This is a genomic window from Lactonifactor longoviformis DSM 17459 (genome assembly GCF_900129135.1).
Classification (GTDB): Bacteria; Bacillota; Clostridia; order Lachnospirales; family Lachnospiraceae; genus Lactonifactor; species Lactonifactor longoviformis.
On the sequence record NZ_FQVI01000002.1, the window covers coordinates 359,810 to 378,703 of the forward strand.

Here is an 18,894-nt window from a genome sequence, read left to right on the forward strand (position 1 = left end):
TCCTCCTAATTTGAGCAGTCCAGCAGAATTTTAGGATAAATAGATTTATGAAATAGAGCAAAAGCCTCTGCCCCCTCCCTAAGAGGCATTACTTTTCCAATTATTTTATCCAGCTGCATTCTCGGAATCAGATTAATCGTTCTGTTCATAATAGACGTTGTGGTAAATACCGTCTGTATCCGGCCTTCCTTCCTGTATAAGTCATATAAGTTCAGAGGCATTTCAAAGGTCGGAGGGAATACTGCGAAATATACCGCCGTTCCACATTTAGCCAGAATTTTCAAAGGAGTTTCGGCTGCCTTCGGAGAACCCGAGAACTCAAAAACCATGTCAAACCCCTCACCCCCGGTTATCTCCATAGCCCTCGCCTCCACATCTTCATGAAAGGGATCTATCACATGTAAGGCTCCCATGTCCAGCGCCATATTTCTCTTATCCTCGACCGGATCAATAGCGGTTACTTTAGACGCTCCTGAGAGGAGAATCATATTCAGCATAATGGAGCCAATCCCGCCCACACCTGCTATGGCCACAGTTGCCCCGTGACGGATAGGTGCAAGATCCAGTGCCCGCACAGTGCAGTTTGCCGGTTCCACCAGGCTATAATGCATGAGATCAGCATCCTTGGGAATCTTAAAGACTGCGCTGATATCGGTGACCACATACTCTGCGAATGCACCGGTTGTCTGGGAATGAACGCAATACTGAGGCATCCCTTTTTTGCACTGTTCGCATATACCGCAGCTGGTTACCGGATACAATGCCACCTTGTCTCCCACCTGATAACCCGCAGCAGCGGCTTCCGGACTGACTTCCTCAATAATTCCTGACGCTTCATGCCCCAGCGCCATGGGCGGTTTCGCATCCAGCACCCCCATTGTTACCTGATGTACATCTGTTGCGCAGAGAGCCGCGTAGGCAATCTTAATCTTCACCTGGCGCGGAAGTACAGGCGGGATATCTACCTCCAGCACCTCTACTTTATTCTCCGCTACAAACCACAGTTGTCTCATTTTAGCCATATCCATACCTCCATAATAGCCGCATCCTGTTCCCCGGAACATTATGCACATATTTTTCTCTGATACATGAATTATATTAGCTATTATTTCTAAATTCAATTGACCTGAAAGACATATTTTTCTCTAATATGTCTCTTTTCTATCATTTATATTTACTTTATTGTTTATTTGTGCTAAAATTCACTCATAATTTTGTAAACAAACTGCCAGTGAGGTGATTCCGATTGGATAATATCTATAACCCCGATAATCTATATCAAAAATATATAACCTCTGTCACCATGCCTGATTTCGATTTTATGATTCAATATGCAGAAAAGCTGAACAGTTCCACGGTAGAATTCCGACATTATCACCCATACTATGAAATTTATTATGTAACAAGCGGCCGTCTGCATGTCCTGGTACAAGAACAGGAATTGACCCTTTCTGCCGGAGAGGTTCTTTATCTTTCTCCTAATATTAATCACCACGTATTTCATGAACCAAATGAAAAAAAGGAATATTTTGTGATTATCTTCGATTTTGTCTCCAAAGTATCCTCAAAATCGCTGTTTGGCGCTCTGGAATATAAAGAAATCCAGCAAGTGCTGGATTTGATCGTTCATGAGAAGTATCTGCTGTCCAGGGAAACCTTCCACGGCACCAGACTTTTGAATCAAATATGGAATGAAATGAAGGAAAAAAAGATTGGCTGGGCTTCTGTAACCAATGTTTTATTTTACCAGTTTTTTATACAGGCACTTCGGCATATTAATGATAAAGTATCGTCACAGCAAAAGCCTGACGGTATACTAAACCTAGGGCTGGAGGCTTCCAAGTATATCCATATGAACTACCAGCATGAAATCACCATAGACAGTGTAGCTGCACATTTGAATATCGCCCCCAGACATGTAAACAGAGTATTTCAGTCTCTCTTCGGAACCACTTTCAGCAAGACTCTAAGCATACTGCGCATGGAATATGCCAAAGACTATCTCTGCAATACAGATTACTCTATTGAGGAAATCGCCCATATTGTGGGATTCGCCTCTCCAAAGTCGCTTCAGAAGCTCTTTAAAGAAATGGAGCATATGTCTATGTCAGAATACAGAAAAACAAGGTGACAGGGGAATAACAAAAAACATTCCCGCAGGAAAATCAAGTTTAAAACTCTTGATTCCTGCGGGAATGCTTTTATTCGACAGTCCTTTTGTTCTCCGTTATACTACTTGCTGCTCAGATATTTCTCAATGCTCTCCATAGCTTCTGCTTCGTCTGCTCCCTCCACAGAAACTGTAACAGACTCTCCTGAATCCAATCCTAAACTCATCATTCCCATAATGCTCTTTGCATTGACCTTTTTTGCTTCACTTTCTACGTAGATGCTGCTCTCATACTGACTCGCAACCTGTACTAATAATGCAATAGGGCGCGCCTCTAAGCCGTTTGAGATTTTGATAGTAATTGGTTTCCTGATCATACTTACTCCTCCTTGTGTCCTTTCAACTCTTCTGCCATGCTGCTCAACTTTCTAAGTCTATGGTTCACTCCGGATTTCCCAACGGGAGGTGATAACAACATCCCCAGTTCCTTTAAGGTAGCTTCCGGATATTCTAACCTCAGGTTAGCTATCTCTTCCAGGTTCTCCGGGAGCTCATGAAATCCTATGGTTTTTTGGATATATTTAATATCCTCTATTTGCTTAACTGCCGCACTCACTGTCTTGTTTATGTTAGCAGTTTCACAATTAACTTTACGGTTGACGCTGTTTCTCATCTCTTTTAGTATTCTCACATTTTCAAGATCCATGAGAGAAACATTGGCTTCCATAATCCCCAGAATCTCTACGATCTGGGCGCCTTCCTTAATGTAGACTACAAAATACTTTTTTCTGCCTACGATTTTAGCATCCACGCCGAAGCTGCATATCAGTTCCTGCATCTGCACTGCTTTCTCTCTGGTGTTGCAGACAATCTCAAAATGATAAAACTTCTGAGGATCGCTTAGAGACCCTGATGCCAAAAACGCACCTCTGATAAATGCCCGTCTGCAGCAGCTTTTTTGAACCACCATCTGGTTCACCAGATTATGGTGAGGTGCTATCTGCATATCCGAACTCAGTATCTTGACCGCCTGCAGAACACGTACAGTATCTTCCGGCGCATCCACCAAAACGGTATAACCGTTGTTCTTATGTAGCGATGGATTCTGTCTGACGCAGATATCAGTATCTATATTAAATGTTTTTTTCAATAATGTAAAGTACTTTCTTGCTACATATTCATTTTCTGTGTGCATAGTCAGCATAAATCCATCCTGACCCGACGGCGTAATCCTTCCGCAAAACCCTATAATTGCGGCCAGCTCAGCGATTTGGCAGTGTCTGGCTTCGCTGATGTGCCTGGATAATTCTTCCTTTACTTGTCCGGAAAAAGACATTTTCATTACCTGCCTTATATTTTTTTGCGGAACGCATCCTTTGTTATATCTTTATGTTCTACCCGCAGGGCAAATTCAGTCTCCTGACTCAGCCTTCTGTAGAGTTCATTGGCCAGAGTTACCGAACGGTGCTTCCCGCCTGTGCAGCCAATGCTGATAACCAGCTGGTTTTTTCCTTCCATTATGTAATTAGGAATTAAAAACCGTATCATATCCTCCAGTTTATCAGAAAACTCATGTGACACGTCAAATCCCATTACGTAATCCCTGACCGGTTCATCATTTCCGGTCAGAGGCCGAAGCTCTTCGATGTAATATGGATTTGGCAGAAAACGTACATCAAACACCAAATCGGAGTCACCCGGTATTCCATATTTGAATCCAAAGGACAGTATCGTAATTACAAGGCTACGGAATTCCAGATTCTGGACAAAAATCTTGTCAATCTCTCCTTTTAGTTCCCTGGTGAGGAGATAGCTTGTATCGATAATATAATCCGCATGTTTTTTCAAAAATTCCAGCCTTCCGCGTTCCTTGGCAATGCCCTGGTCCACCCGCCCATTCCCGGCAAGGGGATGGGTGCGGCGGGTCTCCTTGTATCGTTTCACCAGCACGGAATCCTTGGCATCCAAAAAAAGAATCTCATACTTGAAGCCGGCCAGAGTAAGCCCCTCCAGGACCTTTTCCAATTCCCCCAACGCCTGGCCGCTTCTGACATCCACGCCCAGGGCAACCTTTTGTATCTCACTGGCCTCGCTGGCAACCATAAGCTGTGCAAATTTTTCGATCAAAGGGATAGGCAGATTATCTACGCAGAAATAATCCGCATCCTCAAGCATCTTGAGAGCGGTACTCTTGCCAGCCCCGGACATTCCAGTCACTATCACAAAACGCATCTTTTACTCCTCCTGTCAGAATTCTCCCAAAAACTTCACTTCCGGTTCCAGGGTTACATTTGAATTCTCATACACTCTCTCAATGATCTGACGGATGAGCTCCCTCACCTCTTCTGCTGTGGCATTTCCATTATTGATTACAAAACCGCAGTGCTTATCAGAAACCTGAGCATTTCCCACTGCAAACCCCCGAAGTCCGGCATCCATGATAAGCTTCCCCGCAAAATATCCCTGGGGACGTTTAAATGTACTGCCTGCACTGGGATATTCCAGAGGCTGCTTGCTCACCCTTCTGTCACGCAGCTCGTTCATTCTTTCCCTGATTTTTTCTTTTTCCCCAGGCATAAGCCGGATGGCCGCCTCCAGGACAATATAGCCGGATTCTTTGATTATACTGGTCCGGTAACCAAGCTTCAATTCCTCCGCTTTCAGGCAGCAGACCTCTCCCTCGTTGGTCATCACCACCACCTCCTGAAGGACATCCTTCATCTCTCCTCCATAGGCACCTGCATTCATTACAACCGCTCCCCCCAGTGTCCCGGGGATCCCTCCTGCGAATTCAAATCCGGTAAGCCCATATTCCATCGCTTTTCTGGCGACTTGAGAAAGCAGTGCCCCTGCCTTTACTGTGAGCAGTGTGCCTTCCACCAGGATATCACTCAGGTTCCGGTAGATCTGGATGATTGCTCCCCGGTAACCTTTATCACTCACCAGCAGATTGCTTCCGTTCCCAAGAATAAAATAGGGTACCTCCGCCTCCTGGCAGGTATGTAATATCCTTTGTATCTCTTCAATGGAGTGGGGGCACAGATAGTAATCCGCCGGTCCTCCGATGCGGAAGGTGGTATGATTACACATAGGCTCATCCGTCCAAACGTTATCACTTCCTACTATGCTGCAAAATTCATTTACTATATTTTCCTTCAACTGTCTAACCTCTGCTTCCCTCTGTCTTTATTTATTCTGCTCTTTTTCCTTCAGCAAGTCGCGAATCACTTCCCCTGCAATCAAAAGCCCCGCCACGCTGGGCACAAAAGAGATGCTTCCCGGCACAGGGTGATTCGTGTTTCCTTTTGTCTCCTGAGGTTCTCCCCTCTTTCTCCTGTCCTTCTGAGGAAGCTCAGTGGAAAAAAGCACCTTAACTTTTTTTATTTTTCTTTTTTTCAGTTCCAGACGCATAACCTTTGCCAATGGGCAGACACTCGTCTTGGAAATATCTGTGATCTGGAATTTGGACGGGTCCAGTTTATTCCCCGTTCCCATAGATGAGATAATAGGAACCTGCGCTTCCTTGGCTTTTTCAATGAGCAGGATTTTGGAAGATACCGTATCAATGGCGTCCACCACATAATCAAACGTACTAAAATCAAAGAGTTCTGCCGTTCTGGCGCTGTAGAACGTATCGTATGTGTGAACCACAGCATCTTGATTAATATCCATGATCCTGTCCTTTGCTACCTGTGTCTTGGATTTTCCTATCGTAGATCGAAGAGCAATCAGCTGACGGTTGATATTGGTAACCGCTACCTCATCATTGTCAACCAGCGTAAGATTGCCGACCCCGCTTCTGGCAAGTGCTTCCACCACATAGGAACCAACGCCCCCGATTCCGAAGACAGCGACTTTAGACCGCATTAAGGTGTCCAGCCCTTTTTCTCCTATCAGAGATTCTGTTCTGGAAAACGCATGCAACATAAGTGTCATTCCTCCTATTTTCCTCTCACCTGTTCTCCAGGCAATAGTATAATGTCTATATATATCGACATTATACTATTTAAACCGGGAAAAGTACATGCTTTTTTCCTTTGGTAATTTTTAGTCCTTCATTTTCGGCTTAAAGATCAGACTGGCCAGGTATCCAAAGACAAGGGCAGCACTGATTCCTACCGCACTTGCAGTAAAACCGCCCATAAAAATGCCCAGAAAGCCTTTTTCTGTAACGGCTTTCTCTACTCCTTTCCAGAGTACATTTCCAAAGCCCAGCAGCGGTACGCTGGCTCCCCCTCCGGCAAATTTCAAAAATGGTTCGTAGATTCCCACAGCTCCCAGCACTGCTCCGGTGCACACCAGAAGTACCATAACTCTTCCGGGAAGCATTTTGGTTTTATCCAGCAGAATCTGTACCAGCGCACAGATTAAACCTCCTACCCAGAATGCATTGATATAATCCATAATATTTCTCCTTCTCACAATTTAGTACTTTGTATCTGTTAACAATGCTCCACTACCACTGCCTGGGCGATCCCCGGAACACTCTGCCCCTCATTAAAACTCACCTTTGAAAGCAGAGCACCCGTTGGCACAAAGAGAATCCGCTTCCACTCTCCCTTTTCCAGCTTCGGCAGAATATAGGAAGCGAAGGTGGCCGCAGAGCATCCGCATCCGCTCCCCCCTGCGTGGGTATCCTGGGCGGCATTGTCAAAAATCTCGATGCCGCAGTCCATATGCTGCTTTTTAATATCAAAGCCCTTCTCTGCCATCAGGTCAAACAGGATTCTCTGCCCTACCTCACCCAAGTCCCCGGTAATAATGCGGTCATAGTCCCCGGGACTTCTGTTGAAGTCCATAAGGTTCTGATAAATGGTGTCACAGGCTGCCGGAGCCATACAAGCTCCCATATTCAAAGAGTCCTTCAGTCCGTAGTCAATAATTTTTCCTGTGGTCAAACCAGTAATTCTGGCTTTTCCCCCCTTCTTTCCAAGCACACAGGCGCCGCTTCCGGTTACCGTCCAGGTAGCAGAAAGAGGACGCTGGTTCCCATATTCCAGAGGAAACCGGAATTCTTTTTCCGCACTTCCGAAATGGCTGGAAGTAATCGAAAGTACATACTCTCCAAACCCTCCGGATACTGCCATGGCCCCCAGAGAAAGCGCTTCCCCCATGGTAGAACAGGCGCCGTACAGACCGTAGACAGGTATCTCCAGATCCATAATTCCAAAGGAGGACGCAATCGACTGCGCCAGAAGATCCCCGGCAAAGATGGTGCGGATCTGCCACTTTTCCAGTTTCGCCTTTCCTATGGCCAGCTGTGCTGTTTCCTTCTGAAGGGTACTCTCCGCATCCTCCCAAGTCTGGCACCCAAACATAGGATCCTCCCCGATTAAATCAAAGCAGGAACCCAGAGGACCTTCCCCCTCTTTCTTTCCTACTATAGAAGCTCCGCTGAGAATGTGAACTCCCTCCTGAAACTCTATACTCTGTTTTCCTTTTGTCTGATCCATTTTGTTTCTCCTCTCTATGCAATTCCTGCTGTTTTTAATATCCAGTAGGCCAGTCCCAGAATCCAGCTGGTAAATATCCCATAAAGAATCACAGGGCCTGCAATCGTAAAGATCTTGCACCCAATGCCAAAGACCTGCCCTTCCTTCTGATATTCAATCGCAGGGGCCGCTACAGAATTTGCGAATCCTGTAATAGGCACCAAAGCCCCGGCTCCTCCGAATTTTACTATTTTCCCATATACATTCAGCCCTGTTAACAGAACGCTTAGAAGTACCAGTATCAGAGAGCACCAGGCTCCTGCTGTTTCCTGATCTAAGCCCCGGCTCTGTGCAAAATTTAGTATTCCCTGTCCCAGAGTACAGATGATCCCCCCAATTAGAAACGCCTTTGCCATGTTCAGGGGGAGACTGTGGGTTGGCGTTACCTTTTTTACATACTTTTCATATTCTTTTTGTTTTTTTTCTTTCGCTATATCAACCATTGCTTTTCGTCCTTTCTCACTGATTTATTCAGGCCTTTACCATCCATAGAAAAAGAAAAGGATGGAGCCTATTATTTTTCCGGCTGCCATGGACACGATTACAAGACCAATTCCTTTGGTCAATCCCACTCTCCTGGCCATGATTGCGAATATATTAACCACTTCTCCCAGTGCTATCACCCAGCTGCCCAGAAAGATACCAAAGAGCAGCCCCACAATACAGAGACCTATGGTCCCCACAGGCAGCTCCCAACGGTAAAGATAAAAGAGGTTGCCGAAAATAGTCCCCAGCATAGTACAGGTCTCATACAGCAGAATCCTGTCTCCTGTGTGAGTAATCCCCGCATATCTGGGGATAATCCCCAATCCGATCATGAGAGCTGCCAGACCGCTTGCCACTACCATCCCCCCTGCAAGTCCGATGGCTCCAACTGCAATCTGAGATACTAACCACATTTACTGATTCTCCTTTCGCTCTGCCTGCTCAATGATCGTAGTATCGATGTCATCCTCATAGAGACGCATCTCAACTTCCATAGGCGTAGGATCCTGTGTCAGGCGTTTGCCCCCGAAATGATTAAAGAAGAAGATAACCCCAAGGCCGATTCCGATGGAGTAGGTAAGCTCCAGGATCGTATATCCATCTGAAATATTGCCGGTAAACTGTTTATATATATGGAAAAACAGCCCTGAGGTATCCACATCCGTATTGAAGGTCATAATGGAGAAGGCCGCGCCCACAAAGGTTACCAGGCATACCAATATGGTTTTAAACCAGCTGTAGGCCACATGTTTGTGTTTCTGAGTTTCATAGGTAATTACAAAATTGGGCTCTCCGATATGATTTACATCCACACTCTGTTCTTTTTTCTGAATCTCATCAATCAGATCCATGGCTGAAACAACGTATCTGCCCGGCTTATTCTGCGGTATGGTAAAGACTTTTCTGACCTTATTTCTGTTGAGTACACTGCTGTTGCAGCAGGAGAGCTTCGCCACATCCTGCAGATATACATCCGGGCTGTGTACCTCTACATTTTTTTCGGTTTGAATATATAAAGTGTCACTCATGATTTCACTCCCTTACAGGTACTTTTCTTCCATGTAGTATGCCTTTCTTTCTACTAAAATATACAAATACAGCCTGCCGTGATTTGCATCAAAGGATGCAGACCGCACGGCAGGCTGTAAGTATAAAGCAGCTAAAGTTTTCCCCGGAGAGACTGAAGTATCCTTTTTTCCATCCTGGATACCTGCACCTGAGAGATTCCCATCTCTTTTGCAATCTCTGACTGGGTTCTTTCCTGAAAAAAACGCATATAAATTAATTTTCTGTCCTGGGCATCCAGGGTACCCAGAATCTCCTCCAGCAGAAGCCGGTTGAGAAGTGCCTCCTGATGATCCTTCTTTTCCTCCAGTTTCTCTTCCAGAGAGATATCGCTGCCATCCCCCTGGTAGATTGTCTTCTGAAGGGATTCTATCTGGGAGCCGGCCTCCATCGCCATAACAAGCTCCTCCTGGGTTACCTGCAGTTCATTGGCAATTTCCAGCAGGGTCGGCTCTCTTCCCGTACTCCTCTCCAGTTCCTCCCGGGTTACATAAGCTTTATACGAGATCTCCTTCATGGAGCGGCTGACCTTAATCATACCGTCATCTCTGAGAAAACGCTTAATTTCCCCGGCAATCATGGGGACAGCATAGGTGGAGAATTTGACATCAAAAGACGTGTCAAATTTGTCGATAGCCTTAAGCAGTCCGATGCTTCCAATCTGAAACAGGTCCTCCAACTCTACTCCGCGGTTGCCGAACCGCTTTACTATGCTCCATACTAATCCGATATTTTCCTCTACTAATGTATCTCTTGCTTCCTTATCCCCTTGGTGCGCACGCCCGATCAGGGCAAGGATATGGTCCATATTTCCTCCTTCTATTCGAACAGTGTATTCTTATTGCTTATTCTTTTTTTCATCCACACCTGCGTCCCCTGACCCGGTGCAGAGTCCACAGTTACCTCGTCCATAAATGCTTCCATAAAAGCAAATCCCATCCCGGACCTGTCCTGCTCCGGTTTCGTGGTAAACAGCGGCTCCATTGCTTTCTTTACATTTTCTATTCCTCTTCCCCTGTCAATGATGCCAACCTCCATCTCATTATCACGGATACGGCACTCTATCCTTATCTTATGTATTTCCCCCTCATACCCGTGGACAATGGCATTGGTAATGGCTTCCGAGACTGCTGTCTTTATGTCTGTCATCTCCTCCAGCGTCGGATTCAGCTGGGTACAAAAAGCTGCAACCGTTACTCTCGCAAAACTCTCATTGCAGGAACGGCTGTCAAATTCAATTATCATTTCATTGGTATTTTCCATATCTGCTCCCCTCACTTTCTTTTTTGTGTCCATACAGTTTCCTGGCTGATTTCTATAAACTTGTGGATCCCTGACAGCTGCATAATACGCAGAAGTCTGTCGCTTACGTGGATCGCAGTCACTGTACCTCCCATATAGCGCAGAAGCCGGTAACGCCCCATCAACATACCGATCCCTGAACTGTCCATAAATGTAGTATTCCGGAAGTCAAACACTACATTCCGGACTACTCCCTCCTCCAGTCTTTTATCCACCGCTCTGCGGATTGGCTCCGCTGTGTGGTGATCCAGCTCTCCGGGAACTGCAACCATCAGACAGTTCCCTTTTTTAAGCAAAAATTCCTCCATATTCCCATCTTTCCCCTTTTCTACAAGTTTTATACTGTTCTCATGTATTTTTCAGCTCCTGAAGTATCTGTACAATAAAAAGAGATGCACGCAGTTTGGTGCATCCCCTAATCCGAGGTTTCTCTTTTTGTTTCTTCCCGTAAACTTTATTCTCCTTCTTCTGTGCCTCTGTTGTCCCCTGTGTCTTCCGACTGATCTCCGGAATTCTCTTCCCGGGTATCTTCTCCCTGGGTGTCTCCCTCACCGGTGTCCCCGTTTCCAGAAGTTCCTCCCAGGGCCTCCATATAATCCTTGGCGTCTGTGGCCCGTTTTGTATTCGGGAAGGTATCGATTATTTTCTGGAACTGGGCAATAGCATTCTGCGTATCTCCGGTCTCTCTGTACGCCATAGCCAGATAGTACAGGACATTGTAATCACTGGCGTCAATCTCCTGGGCTTTGGTGAGCTGATCGATAGCTGCGGCATAGTCCTGGGATTCATAGGCACTCTCGCCGTCCTTTTTATACTGGCGGTACAGAGTTGTTTTCACTTCTCCGAACACCGTATCATAGACAGACTTGGCCTCTATGGACAGAAGGTCAGGATTTACACTCTGAAGTGCGTTGGCCGCCGTGGTATAATTTTCTTCCCGCAGGGCAGAAGAAGCTTTCATCAGATTATCATAACTGGCAGCCTTTTCCTCTGCCTGTGCAACCTGATCGTTTGCCGAATCCACTGTGCTCTGGGAGCTTTCTATGCTGCTCTGCAGACGCTCCAGTTCCGCTGCCTGACTGGCCACCTGATCGCTGTATTCCACCACCTTTTGATTTGCCTCCTGGTTTACTTTCTGGATCTTCCCGGGTACGATTAAAAACCATAAAAGGGCTGCCCCAACCACCAGACCGAATCCGAGATTCAGAAGAGTGGCTGCCGTCGAGCTCTCCCTAAACGCAGGAGGCTGAATCACAAGATCATTCCCGGAATAATACACAGACCGCTCTGCTTTTTTTTCTTCCTTTTCTCTGCTCAGCCCCCGGAACCTGGGTTCCAGACTGGTCACCTTTCCGGTCTGCTCGTCCACCTCCCGCAGAAAGCGGAGGGTGGTAGTATTGGTCTTATCAATTTTGGCTGCACTTCTCAGCAGCTTCCTGGCTTTCTCATAGGCCTGTTCCCTGATATAGAGAAGCGCCAGAAGGTGGTAACCCTTGATCAGCTTCGGATTCTGGGCCAGCACCTTTTTAAGCTGCATAACAGCCATATCAACATTCCCCTGCCTGCAGTAAAGCAGAGACTGGTTGTACTTTTTTATCGTCTGATTAATGGTATCCAGACGGTTGGGATTCCCCTGAAGCTTCTGGATAAACTCAGCAGCAAGGTTTCCCTGGGGCTGGATGTTCTTACTGATCACCCACTCGCTGAGAGCTGCCACCACCTCACCCGTTTCAAAGTAGGCAAGTCCCAGCAGGTTTCTTGCCTGTATATTTAGTTTATTCAGCTTCAGACTTCTCTTTAGACAGTCAATTGCTCCTGACAAATCCCGGATCTGCGCTTTTTCCAATCCCTGATTGTAGTAGAGGTTTGACAAAAGCAATGCCTTCTTCTGAGCTCCCACATTGCGGTTGCAGCTGCCGCAGTAATCAGAAGCACCCAAAGGAGCGCCACAAAACATACAATTCATTTTTGCCTCTCCTTATTCTCTGTCACTACCGCTGGTTTCTGTCATAATTTCCTTTAAAATATCAATGACATCTGTCAAATCCCGGCTGTAGATCACTCCCTCAGCGTCATCTACATCCAGGCAGGGCTGAAACTTCTTTAACTCCTCTTCATAATTAATCATGTACTCTCCTCCTGATATAATCCTTTATCTCCCCTACCAGATACAAAGAACCTGCGCAGAAAAGCATCCCTTCCTTTTTCAGGTCACAGGCCTTCTCAAATGCATGTTCTATATTAGGACAAGCATATACTGTTTCGCAGGCATTCTCCCGGAATACCTCTGCCAGTCTGCCGGCTGAGACAGCCCGGCTTCCCCCCACCTCCGTGGTGACAACACCGGAAAGGGTAAGGCTGCTGCAGATTTCCCGAATCATGTCTTTATAATCTTTATCCGAGACTGCGGAAAATAACAGGGTCACCGGATATTCCTCTTCAAAATGTGACACCGTTTCAACGAAGCGTGCCACTCCGTCTTCGTTATGGGCCCCGTCTACGATAACTCCCGGCAGAACGGTTTCCATTCTGCCCTGCCATCTGGTTGCTGCTATCCCTTTCACCAGTGCTTCTACCGGTATTTTGTGGGTATCTTTGAGTACCTCCATCACCTTCATAGCCAGGGCGGCATTCATCACCTGATACCTGGCAATAAAGGGAATCCTGACAGCCACATCTTGATAATACCCATTATTCCACGAAAAATCAATGCCTTCACTGGCAATTCTATGAATAGAAATCTGATCTTCTGTTACCGGGCAGGATAAACTCTCCATTGCCTCCGCTCTCTTTTTGATGACTTCTGAGGATGCCAAGACATTGCCGTCATAGATAACAGGTACCTGATGCTTAATAATTCCGGCCTTTTCTCCTGCGATAGCGGTTACCGTGTCTCCCAGATATTCTGTGTGATCCAGACTGACGGATGTGATGACACAGGCCAGGGGCCGGGCAATGGAATTCGTAGCATCCATCCTTCCTCCCAGTCCTGTCTCCAGAATAATGTATTCCACATCTTTCTTCCAAAAGATCCACATTCCCATCAGGAAGAGGAATTCAAAGTATGTGGGATGGTAGCTTCCCTCTGACAGAAGTTCGTCTGAAAGTTCTTTTACCTTAATAAATGCCTCCAGAAACAGTTGGTTGTCCAAAGGCACCTCGTCAATCTGAAACCGTTCATTGATCTCCACCAGATGGGGGGATGTAAACAGTCCGCAGACACAGCCTCCCTGCCGGAGCATGGATGCCAGGAAGGCACAGACGCTCCCTTTCCCGTTAGTGCCTGCAACATGGATGATTTTTTTATCAGAACCTGGATTCCCCAAACGTCTTAAACATTCTTTGGTGTGTTCCAGCTTATTTTTCTTTGTAAATTTAGGAATCTCTTCAATGTATTCTACTGCCTCTTCATAAGTAAACAAAGCTGTTTCCTCTCTTTTCTCTGTTGAACTAAATTAAAAGCCACCGCTGTATCATTTTGGTCACTCTTTACCATTATAATATAGCGGCGGCAATATGCAAGCAAATTATGTCGTATCTCTTAAAGTTTCTTTTACTCTGCAGGGGGAACCAAATTCTGGGGTTCATCCTGGGTTACATCAGCCACGGGAATCCTGTAGATAATCGGATCCGTTCTTGTGAGCACCTTTTTTGTGGGGCTGTTGCTTCTTATGGCCACGTCCACCTCATCCCCATCCTTTAACTCCACATCTTTCAGAAGCAGTGTCCTGGGATCTATGAAGGTAGTTTCTACCAGCTCCCCATTAATTTCCACGAATGCAGACTGGGTAAAGTTTGTTCCGGTCACGTAATAGCTGTTGGCTGACACCGGCTCTATCGAAGAAATGGTAGCATCGTGTATCCCCAGATGGATCTTGGTACGTTCAAAAGGACTCTGCCCATCGTAAACATATTGTTTTCCATATAAAATATCATATTGGATCATTTCCAGATCCACCTGATAATTTTTTGTTTTTCTCCGCGCCTGATGATACCGGAAAATATTTCCCTCGTGAATCCCCACACGGTTCATAACCTCTGCAGCCATCTGATAGGCAGAGAGATTCTCATCCTTTTTTTTCAGACCCATATTGTCCCACATAACATACTCCGTCTGGAACAGGTAGCGGTTTTTAACATCCTTAACGGTAAGCCCCATAGTGGGCAGATGATCCCCGTACATAACTAACACAACATCTTCATCCAATTGGGAGAGTGCATCGATTAACTCCTGTACAAATTCGTCCATCTCATGAATTTGATTGGCGTAGTACTCCCATTTGTTATTTACCGCCTCTGACTCACCGCCGGTGACTGTAATTTCCGGATTGTCAATCATTGGTTCCTCGGGATAATCTCCATGGCCCTGGACGGAGATCGTATAGACATAATCCGGGCCCTCCGTAGAGTTCAGGCAGTCCAGTATATGCCTGGTGAGGACTTTGTCTTTCATCCAGTCATTTGGATTTACTTCATCCTGCTCATCCATGTATTCTTCAGATGTGAAGGTATCAAATCCCAGATTAGCGAATACGGAACGCCTTCCGTAAAAATTAGCCTCATTGTTGTGGATGGCATGGGTGGTATACCCCAGCTCCTTCAGTATATAGGGAGCGCTCTCACAGGTTTTTTCCTTGAGAATACTCTTATACGGATACTCCCCCGGACCAAAATACCGCAGATTCATTCCGGTTATGGACTCAAACTCTGTGTTGGCCGTCCCCGCCCCCACCGACGGAACCCGATAGTAGCCGGAAGAATATTCTGACATCAGGCGGCGGAAATTAGGAATGGGATCCTCTGAAAATTGAAGATAATTAACCAGTGTGGGATCAAAGAAAGACTCCAGCTGAAGAAATAGAATATTTGGCCTGTTCTCCGTAGTCTCGGGCAGCTTACTCTCGCTTTCCTCAATCTCTGCAATCGTCTCTTCCGAATACTCTCTCGGACAGCTAATCCCTGTGTTAAACAATGTGGTAGCCAGACAGTAGGGATACCCGTAATCCTCATAGGCAAAGGCTATATTCCCAAAATAATTAGACAGTACCCTCTTTTCCAGGGCAAGCTTGGTTGTGCCCGCAAAAGCCAGTATCCCTGCAAGAACCAGGGGGATATTCCATTTGTATTTCAGTGTTCCCTGATATCTCGGCCCTTTAAAAAACAGCAGGACCAGTCCCCCCAGCGCAAGAAGAATTCCCATGAGCGCGATTACCATAAGTCCGGGAGACAAGTATTTATTCATAATATTAAAAGCATCTGTAATCAGGTGTAGATCCGGTCCTGTAAACGGTGTGACCCGGTTAGACAGCAGCACTCCGTTTATGATTCCCAGCCCCATCCAGAAAATAGCAAGAAGAGTGCGCAGGAACACACGTCTTCTCACCAGATAGACAATCAGCGTAGTGGTAAATATTAAAAATGCGTTATACAAAAAGACTAAAGGACGTTCTGTCATGAATGTATAAGCCTCAGCCACAGAATGGCGGGAGATCGCTTCTATTATAAAGTATCCCAGACACACTGCCAGCATCTGCAGAGGGACAGACACCAGATTCAGTCTTTTTATCCATTTTTCCATAATTAACCTCTCTTACTTGGAGGGCAGGCAATGCCTGCCCCTATCCTATTTCTCCATCTGACGCAGCTGCAGCGTTACCTGCTCCATCATCTGGGTATATTTTTCCAGCTTTGCCCGCTCTTCTTCTACCTTCTGCTGGGGAGCCTTGCTCATAAACTTCTCGTTTTTCAGCATACCGTTCACACGGGCAAGTTCCTTCGTCAGCCTCTCCTGTTCTTTTTTCAGACGCTCAATTTCTTTTTCTATATCTACCAGTTCAGCCAGAGGAAGATAAATTACCGCATCAGGGATTACTGCCGAGACAGCGTCCTCCCCTATACCTGTTTTATCCTTCTGTACCAGAACATCGCTGGCGTGTGCAAGGGTAGCAAAGAATACCCTGCCTTTTTCAAAGGTGTCCAGCACCTCCTCCTTCTCAGATACCACAAATACTTTTGTTTTCTTGCTGATTGGCACATTCATCTGCGTTCTCACATTCCGAATCTCCCTTACAGCCACTTTTATCAATTCTACCTTCTTCTCTTCCTCACTAAAGCTCCAGTCTTCTCTGAATGCAGGCCAGCTGGAAATCATAATAGATTCCTCCTCCGGCCAGAGAGTGCAGTAGATTTCTTCTGTGACAAAGGGCATAAAGGGATGCAGCAGCTTCAGCGCATTGGTAAGAACTGTCCGCAGAGTCCAAAGAGCCGCCCCTTTCGTCTCATCTGCGTCACTGTAAAGCCTTGGTTTTACCATCTCAATAAACCAGTCGCAGAACTCTTCCCAGATAAAGTCATAGACCTTCTGCACAGCAATGCCCATCTCATATTTATCCATGTTCTCTGTTACATCTTTTGCCAAAGTATTCACCTTGGAAAGAATCCATTTGTCTGCATCGGTAAGCGCTGCAGGATCCGGTTCTTCCGCTGCTTCCGCCTTTTCCAGATTCATCATAATAAATCTGGATGCATTCCATACTTTGTTGGCAAAGTTACGGCTGGCCTCCACTCTCTCCCAATAGAAACGCATATCGTTGCCTGGTGCATTGCCGGTGATCAGCGTCAGCCTCAGGGCATCTGCCCCGTACTTGTCTATCACCTCCAGAGGGTCGATTCCATTTCCCAGAGACTTGCTCATCTTCCTTCCCGCAGGATCTCTCACCAGTCCATGGAAAATTACGGTGTCAAAAGGAAGCTGGCCGGTCTGTTCAATCCCGGAGAATACCATGCGGATTACCCAGAAAAATATGATGTCATAGCCGGTTACCAGAACATTGGTGGGATAAAAGTATTCCAGGTCTTCCGTCTTCTCAGGCCAGCCCAGAGTGGAGAACGGCCACAGCGCAGAGCTGAACCAGGTATCCAGAGTGTCCTCGTCCTGGGTCAGATGTGCACATCCGCATTTTGGACAGTTCTCCGGTTTTTCCTTTGCTACTGTCACTTCCCCGCAGCTGTCACAGTAATAGGCCGGAATTCTGTGTCCCCACCAGAGCTGCCGGGAGATACACCAGTCACGGATATTGTCCATCCAGTTCATGTAAGATTTCTCCATCCGCTCGGGTACCAGCTTCAGTTCCTTTTTCTTAACCGCATCCACAGCAGGTTTTGCCATCTCTTTCATACGTACAAACCACTGGGGTTTTATCATAGGCTCAATAGTTGTTTTGCATCTGTCATGTGTCCCCACATTGTGAACATGTTCTTCTACCTTCACCAGAAGCCCCTGCTCCTCAAGGTCTGCCACTATAGCCTTCCTGGCCTCGTAGCGGTCCATGCCTGCATATTTGCCGCACCTGCCATTCATAGTTGCATCATCATTTAGTATGTTGATCTCTTCCAGATTATGACGCTTTCCTACTTCAAAGTCATTGGGATCGTGAGCCGGGGTAATCTTCACACACCCAGTTCCGAATTCCTTGTCTACGTATGGATCCCCGATGACCGGTATCTCTCTGTCTGTCAAAGGAAGCTTCAGGGTTTTCCCGATCAGGTCGGTATATCTCTCGTCCTCAGGATTCACAGCAACCGCTGTATCCCCCAGCATGGTCTCCGGTCTGGTTGTAGCAATCTCTACAAACTCACTGCTCCCTGCGATGGGGTATCTGATATGCCAGAAGTGGCCTGCCTGCTCTGAATGTTCTACCTCTGCATCAGAGATGGATGTCTGGCATACGGGGCACCAGTTTATGATTCTGGAGCCTTTGTAAATGTACCCTTTGTTATAGAGTTTTACAAACACTTCTTCCACTGCCTTGGAACATCCTTCGTCCATGGTAAACCGCTCTCTGTCCCAGTCAGCGGAAGCCCCCAGCTTTTTCAGCTGATTGATAATTCTTCCGCCGTACTCGTCCTTCCAGGCCCATGCGTGTTTCAGAAATGCATCCCTTCCTATATCGTCTTTATCAATTCCCTCTTCTCTCAGTTTCTCAATGACCTTTACCTCGGTGGCTATGGCGGCATGATCCGTACCAGGCTGCCATAGCGCCTCATAGCCCTGCATTCTCTTAAAGCGAATAAGAATATCCTGCATTGTATTGTCCAATGCATGGCCCATATGAAGCTGCCCCGTAACATTGGGCGGGGGCATTACAATGGTAAACGGCTTTTTCTCCCTGTTTACCTCCGCATGAAAATATTTGTTGTCCAGCCATTTTTGGTAAATTCTATCCTCCAATCCTTTGGGATCGTAGGTCTTTGCTAACTCTTTGCTCATGGATAGCCTCCTTGGTATTATTTTCTCTTTTTCCTATTTTTACTCTTCTGAGCGTATAGGGGATTACAATTCCTGTACCCGGCGGACAGCTTTTCCTTTCTGCCGCAGTGTGAGCCCCCGGAGGGTTTTTTATTACATGGGGATCGAAGTTTCCTATGTAATAAAAAAGC

20 protein-coding genes are annotated in these 18,894 nt (G+C 46.3%); 1 reads left to right on the forward strand and 19 read right to left on the reverse strand.

Annotated elements, in window-relative coordinates; translation table 11 throughout:
* Positions 1 to 5: 5 nt before the first annotated feature.
* Positions 6 to 1,022, reverse strand: coding sequence for a zinc-dependent alcohol dehydrogenase (locus BUA56_RS04200; protein ID WP_158640973.1), 1,017 nt, complete (start codon positions 1,020 to 1,022; stop codon positions 6 to 8).
* 224 nt (positions 1,023 to 1,246) lie between these two features.
* On the opposite strand from BUA56_RS04200, the gene BUA56_RS04205 reads away from it, so the two are divergent.
* Positions 1,247 to 2,131 (forward strand): helix-turn-helix transcriptional regulator, encoded by an 885-nt coding sequence (locus BUA56_RS04205; RefSeq protein ID WP_072849253.1) that lies wholly within the window; start codon positions 1,247 to 1,249, stop codon positions 2,129 to 2,131.
* 101 nt (positions 2,132 to 2,232) lie between these two features.
* Here BUA56_RS04205 and BUA56_RS04210 read toward each other — a convergent pair whose 3' ends face one another.
* From BUA56_RS04210 to BUA56_RS04290, 18 genes are all read right to left on the reverse strand, one after another.
* Positions 2,233 to 2,487: an HPr family phosphocarrier protein gene (locus BUA56_RS04210; protein ID WP_072849255.1), complete on the reverse strand. Its 255-nt coding sequence runs from the start codon at positions 2,485 to 2,487 to the stop codon at positions 2,233 to 2,235.
* Between the two features lie 2 nt (positions 2,488 to 2,489).
* A complete protein-coding gene (gene whiA, locus BUA56_RS04215) occupies positions 2,490 to 3,452 on the reverse strand; it encodes a DNA-binding protein WhiA (protein WP_479724295.1) in 963 nt (320 codons plus the stop codon).
* Positions 3,453 to 3,460: 8 nt separating this feature from the next.
* Positions 3,461 to 4,342, reverse strand: a complete 882-nt coding sequence (rapZ, locus tag BUA56_RS04220) for an RNase adapter RapZ (protein WP_072849257.1) — start codon at positions 4,340 to 4,342, stop codon at positions 3,461 to 3,463.
* Between the two features lie 15 nt (positions 4,343 to 4,357).
* On the reverse strand, positions 4,358 to 5,269 hold the full coding sequence (gene murB, locus BUA56_RS04225; protein ID WP_072849259.1) for a UDP-N-acetylmuramate dehydrogenase: 912 nt from the start codon (positions 5,267 to 5,269) through the stop codon (positions 4,358 to 4,360).
* 27 nt (positions 5,270 to 5,296) lie between these two features.
* On the reverse strand, positions 5,297 to 6,037 hold the full coding sequence (locus BUA56_RS04230; protein ID WP_072849260.1) for a tRNA threonylcarbamoyladenosine dehydratase: 741 nt from the start codon (positions 6,035 to 6,037) through the stop codon (positions 5,297 to 5,299).
* 120 nt (positions 6,038 to 6,157) lie between these two features.
* A complete protein-coding gene (spoVAE, locus tag BUA56_RS04235; protein WP_072849261.1) occupies positions 6,158 to 6,514 on the reverse strand; it encodes a stage V sporulation protein AE in 357 nt (118 codons plus the stop codon).
* 38 nt (positions 6,515 to 6,552) lie between these two features.
* Positions 6,553 to 7,563 carry a stage V sporulation protein AD gene (locus BUA56_RS04240; protein ID WP_072849262.1) on the reverse strand — a complete coding sequence of 337 codons (1,011 nt, stop codon included), beginning with the start codon at positions 7,561 to 7,563 and terminating at the stop codon, positions 6,553 to 6,555.
* Positions 7,564 to 7,577: 14 nt separating this feature from the next.
* Positions 7,578 to 8,045: a SpoVA/SpoVAEb family sporulation membrane protein gene (locus BUA56_RS04245; protein ID WP_072849264.1), complete on the reverse strand. Its 468-nt coding sequence runs from the start codon at positions 8,043 to 8,045 to the stop codon at positions 7,578 to 7,580.
* 36 nt (positions 8,046 to 8,081) lie between these two features.
* A complete protein-coding gene (locus tag BUA56_RS04250; RefSeq protein ID WP_072849265.1) occupies positions 8,082 to 8,501 on the reverse strand; it encodes a stage V sporulation protein AB in 420 nt (139 codons plus the stop codon).
* Entirely contained in the window at positions 8,502 to 9,116 is a 615-nt protein-coding gene (locus BUA56_RS04255) for a stage V sporulation protein AA (RefSeq protein ID WP_072849266.1), read from the reverse strand.
* Positions 9,117 to 9,247: 131 nt separating this feature from the next.
* Positions 9,248 to 9,961: a SigF/SigG family RNA polymerase sporulation sigma factor gene (locus BUA56_RS04260; protein WP_072849267.1), complete on the reverse strand. Its 714-nt coding sequence runs from the start codon at positions 9,959 to 9,961 to the stop codon at positions 9,248 to 9,250.
* Positions 9,962 to 9,972: 11 nt separating this feature from the next.
* Positions 9,973 to 10,416 carry an anti-sigma F factor gene (gene spoIIAB / locus BUA56_RS04265; RefSeq protein WP_072849370.1) on the reverse strand — a complete coding sequence of 148 codons (444 nt, stop codon included), beginning with the start codon at positions 10,414 to 10,416 and terminating at the stop codon, positions 9,973 to 9,975.
* 11 nt (positions 10,417 to 10,427) lie between these two features.
* Positions 10,428 to 10,751 carry an STAS domain-containing protein gene (locus BUA56_RS04270; protein WP_242946721.1) on the reverse strand — a complete coding sequence of 108 codons (324 nt, stop codon included), beginning with the start codon at positions 10,749 to 10,751 and terminating at the stop codon, positions 10,428 to 10,430.
* Between the two features lie 158 nt (positions 10,752 to 10,909).
* Positions 10,910 to 12,421 (reverse strand): tetratricopeptide repeat protein, encoded by a 1,512-nt coding sequence (locus tag BUA56_RS04275; protein WP_072849270.1) that lies wholly within the window; start codon positions 12,419 to 12,421, stop codon positions 10,910 to 10,912.
* Between the two features lie 12 nt (positions 12,422 to 12,433).
* Entirely contained in the window at positions 12,434 to 12,583 is a 150-nt protein-coding gene (locus BUA56_RS23180; RefSeq protein WP_167594272.1) for a hypothetical protein, read from the reverse strand.
* Positions 12,576 to 13,877, reverse strand: coding sequence for a bifunctional folylpolyglutamate synthase/dihydrofolate synthase (locus BUA56_RS04280; protein WP_072849271.1), 1,302 nt, complete (start codon positions 13,875 to 13,877; stop codon positions 12,576 to 12,578). The genes BUA56_RS23180 and BUA56_RS04280 overlap by 8 nt, the downstream gene beginning before the upstream one ends.
* Positions 13,878 to 14,008: 131 nt before the next feature.
* Positions 14,009 to 16,033: an LTA synthase family protein gene (locus BUA56_RS04285; protein WP_072849272.1), complete on the reverse strand. Its 2,025-nt coding sequence runs from the start codon at positions 16,031 to 16,033 to the stop codon at positions 14,009 to 14,011.
* Between the two features lie 45 nt (positions 16,034 to 16,078).
* Positions 16,079 to 18,724: a valine--tRNA ligase gene (locus BUA56_RS04290; RefSeq protein WP_072849274.1), complete on the reverse strand. Its 2,646-nt coding sequence runs from the start codon at positions 18,722 to 18,724 to the stop codon at positions 16,079 to 16,081.
* Positions 18,725 to 18,894 lie beyond the last annotated feature (170 nt).

Bases quoted from the DNA above. Each gene is read 5' to 3' on its own strand.
- BUA56_RS04200 (WP_158640973.1), bottom strand. From the start codon at position 1,022: ATGGCTAAAATGAGACAACTGTGGTTTGTAGCGGAGAATAAAGTAGAG.
- BUA56_RS04210 (WP_072849255.1), bottom strand. From the start codon at position 2,487: ATGATCAGGAAACCAATTACTATCAAAATCTCAAACGGCTTAGAGGCG.
- whiA (WP_479724295.1), bottom strand. From the start codon at position 3,452: ATGAAAATGTCTTTTTCCGGACAAGTAAAGGAAGAATTATCCAGGCAC.
- rapZ (WP_072849257.1), bottom strand. From the start codon at position 4,342: ATGCGTTTTGTGATAGTGACTGGAATGTCCGGGGCTGGCAAGAGTACC.
- BUA56_RS04230 (WP_072849260.1), bottom strand. From the start codon at position 6,037: ATGTTGCATGCGTTTTCCAGAACAGAATCTCTGATAGGAGAAAAAGGG.
- spoVAE (WP_072849261.1), bottom strand. From the start codon at position 6,514: ATGGATTATATCAATGCATTCTGGGTAGGAGGTTTAATCTGTGCGCTG.
- BUA56_RS04240 (WP_072849262.1), bottom strand. From the start codon at position 7,563: ATGGATCAGACAAAAGGAAAACAGAGTATAGAGTTTCAGGAGGGAGTT.
- BUA56_RS04245 (WP_072849264.1), bottom strand. From the start codon at position 8,045: ATGGTTGATATAGCGAAAGAAAAAAAACAAAAAGAATATGAAAAGTAT.
- BUA56_RS04250 (WP_072849265.1), bottom strand. From the start codon at position 8,501: ATGTGGTTAGTATCTCAGATTGCAGTTGGAGCCATCGGACTTGCAGGG.
- BUA56_RS04255 (WP_072849266.1), bottom strand. From the start codon at position 9,116: ATGAGTGACACTTTATATATTCAAACCGAAAAAAATGTAGAGGTACAC.
- BUA56_RS04260 (WP_072849267.1), bottom strand. From the start codon at position 9,961: ATGGACCATATCCTTGCCCTGATCGGGCGTGCGCACCAAGGGGATAAG.
- spoIIAB (WP_072849370.1), bottom strand. From the start codon at position 10,416: ATGGAAAATACCAATGAAATGATAATTGAATTTGACAGCCGTTCCTGC.
- BUA56_RS04275 (WP_072849270.1), bottom strand. From the start codon at position 12,421: ATGAATTGTATGTTTTGTGGCGCTCCTTTGGGTGCTTCTGATTACTGC.
- BUA56_RS23180 (WP_167594272.1), bottom strand. From the start codon at position 12,583: ATGATTAATTATGAAGAGGAGTTAAAGAAGTTTCAGCCCTGCCTGGAT.
- BUA56_RS04285 (WP_072849272.1), bottom strand. From the start codon at position 16,033: ATGGAAAAATGGATAAAAAGACTGAATCTGGTGTCTGTCCCTCTGCAG.
- BUA56_RS04290 (WP_072849274.1), bottom strand. From the start codon at position 18,724: ATGAGCAAAGAGTTAGCAAAGACCTACGATCCCAAAGGATTGGAGGAT.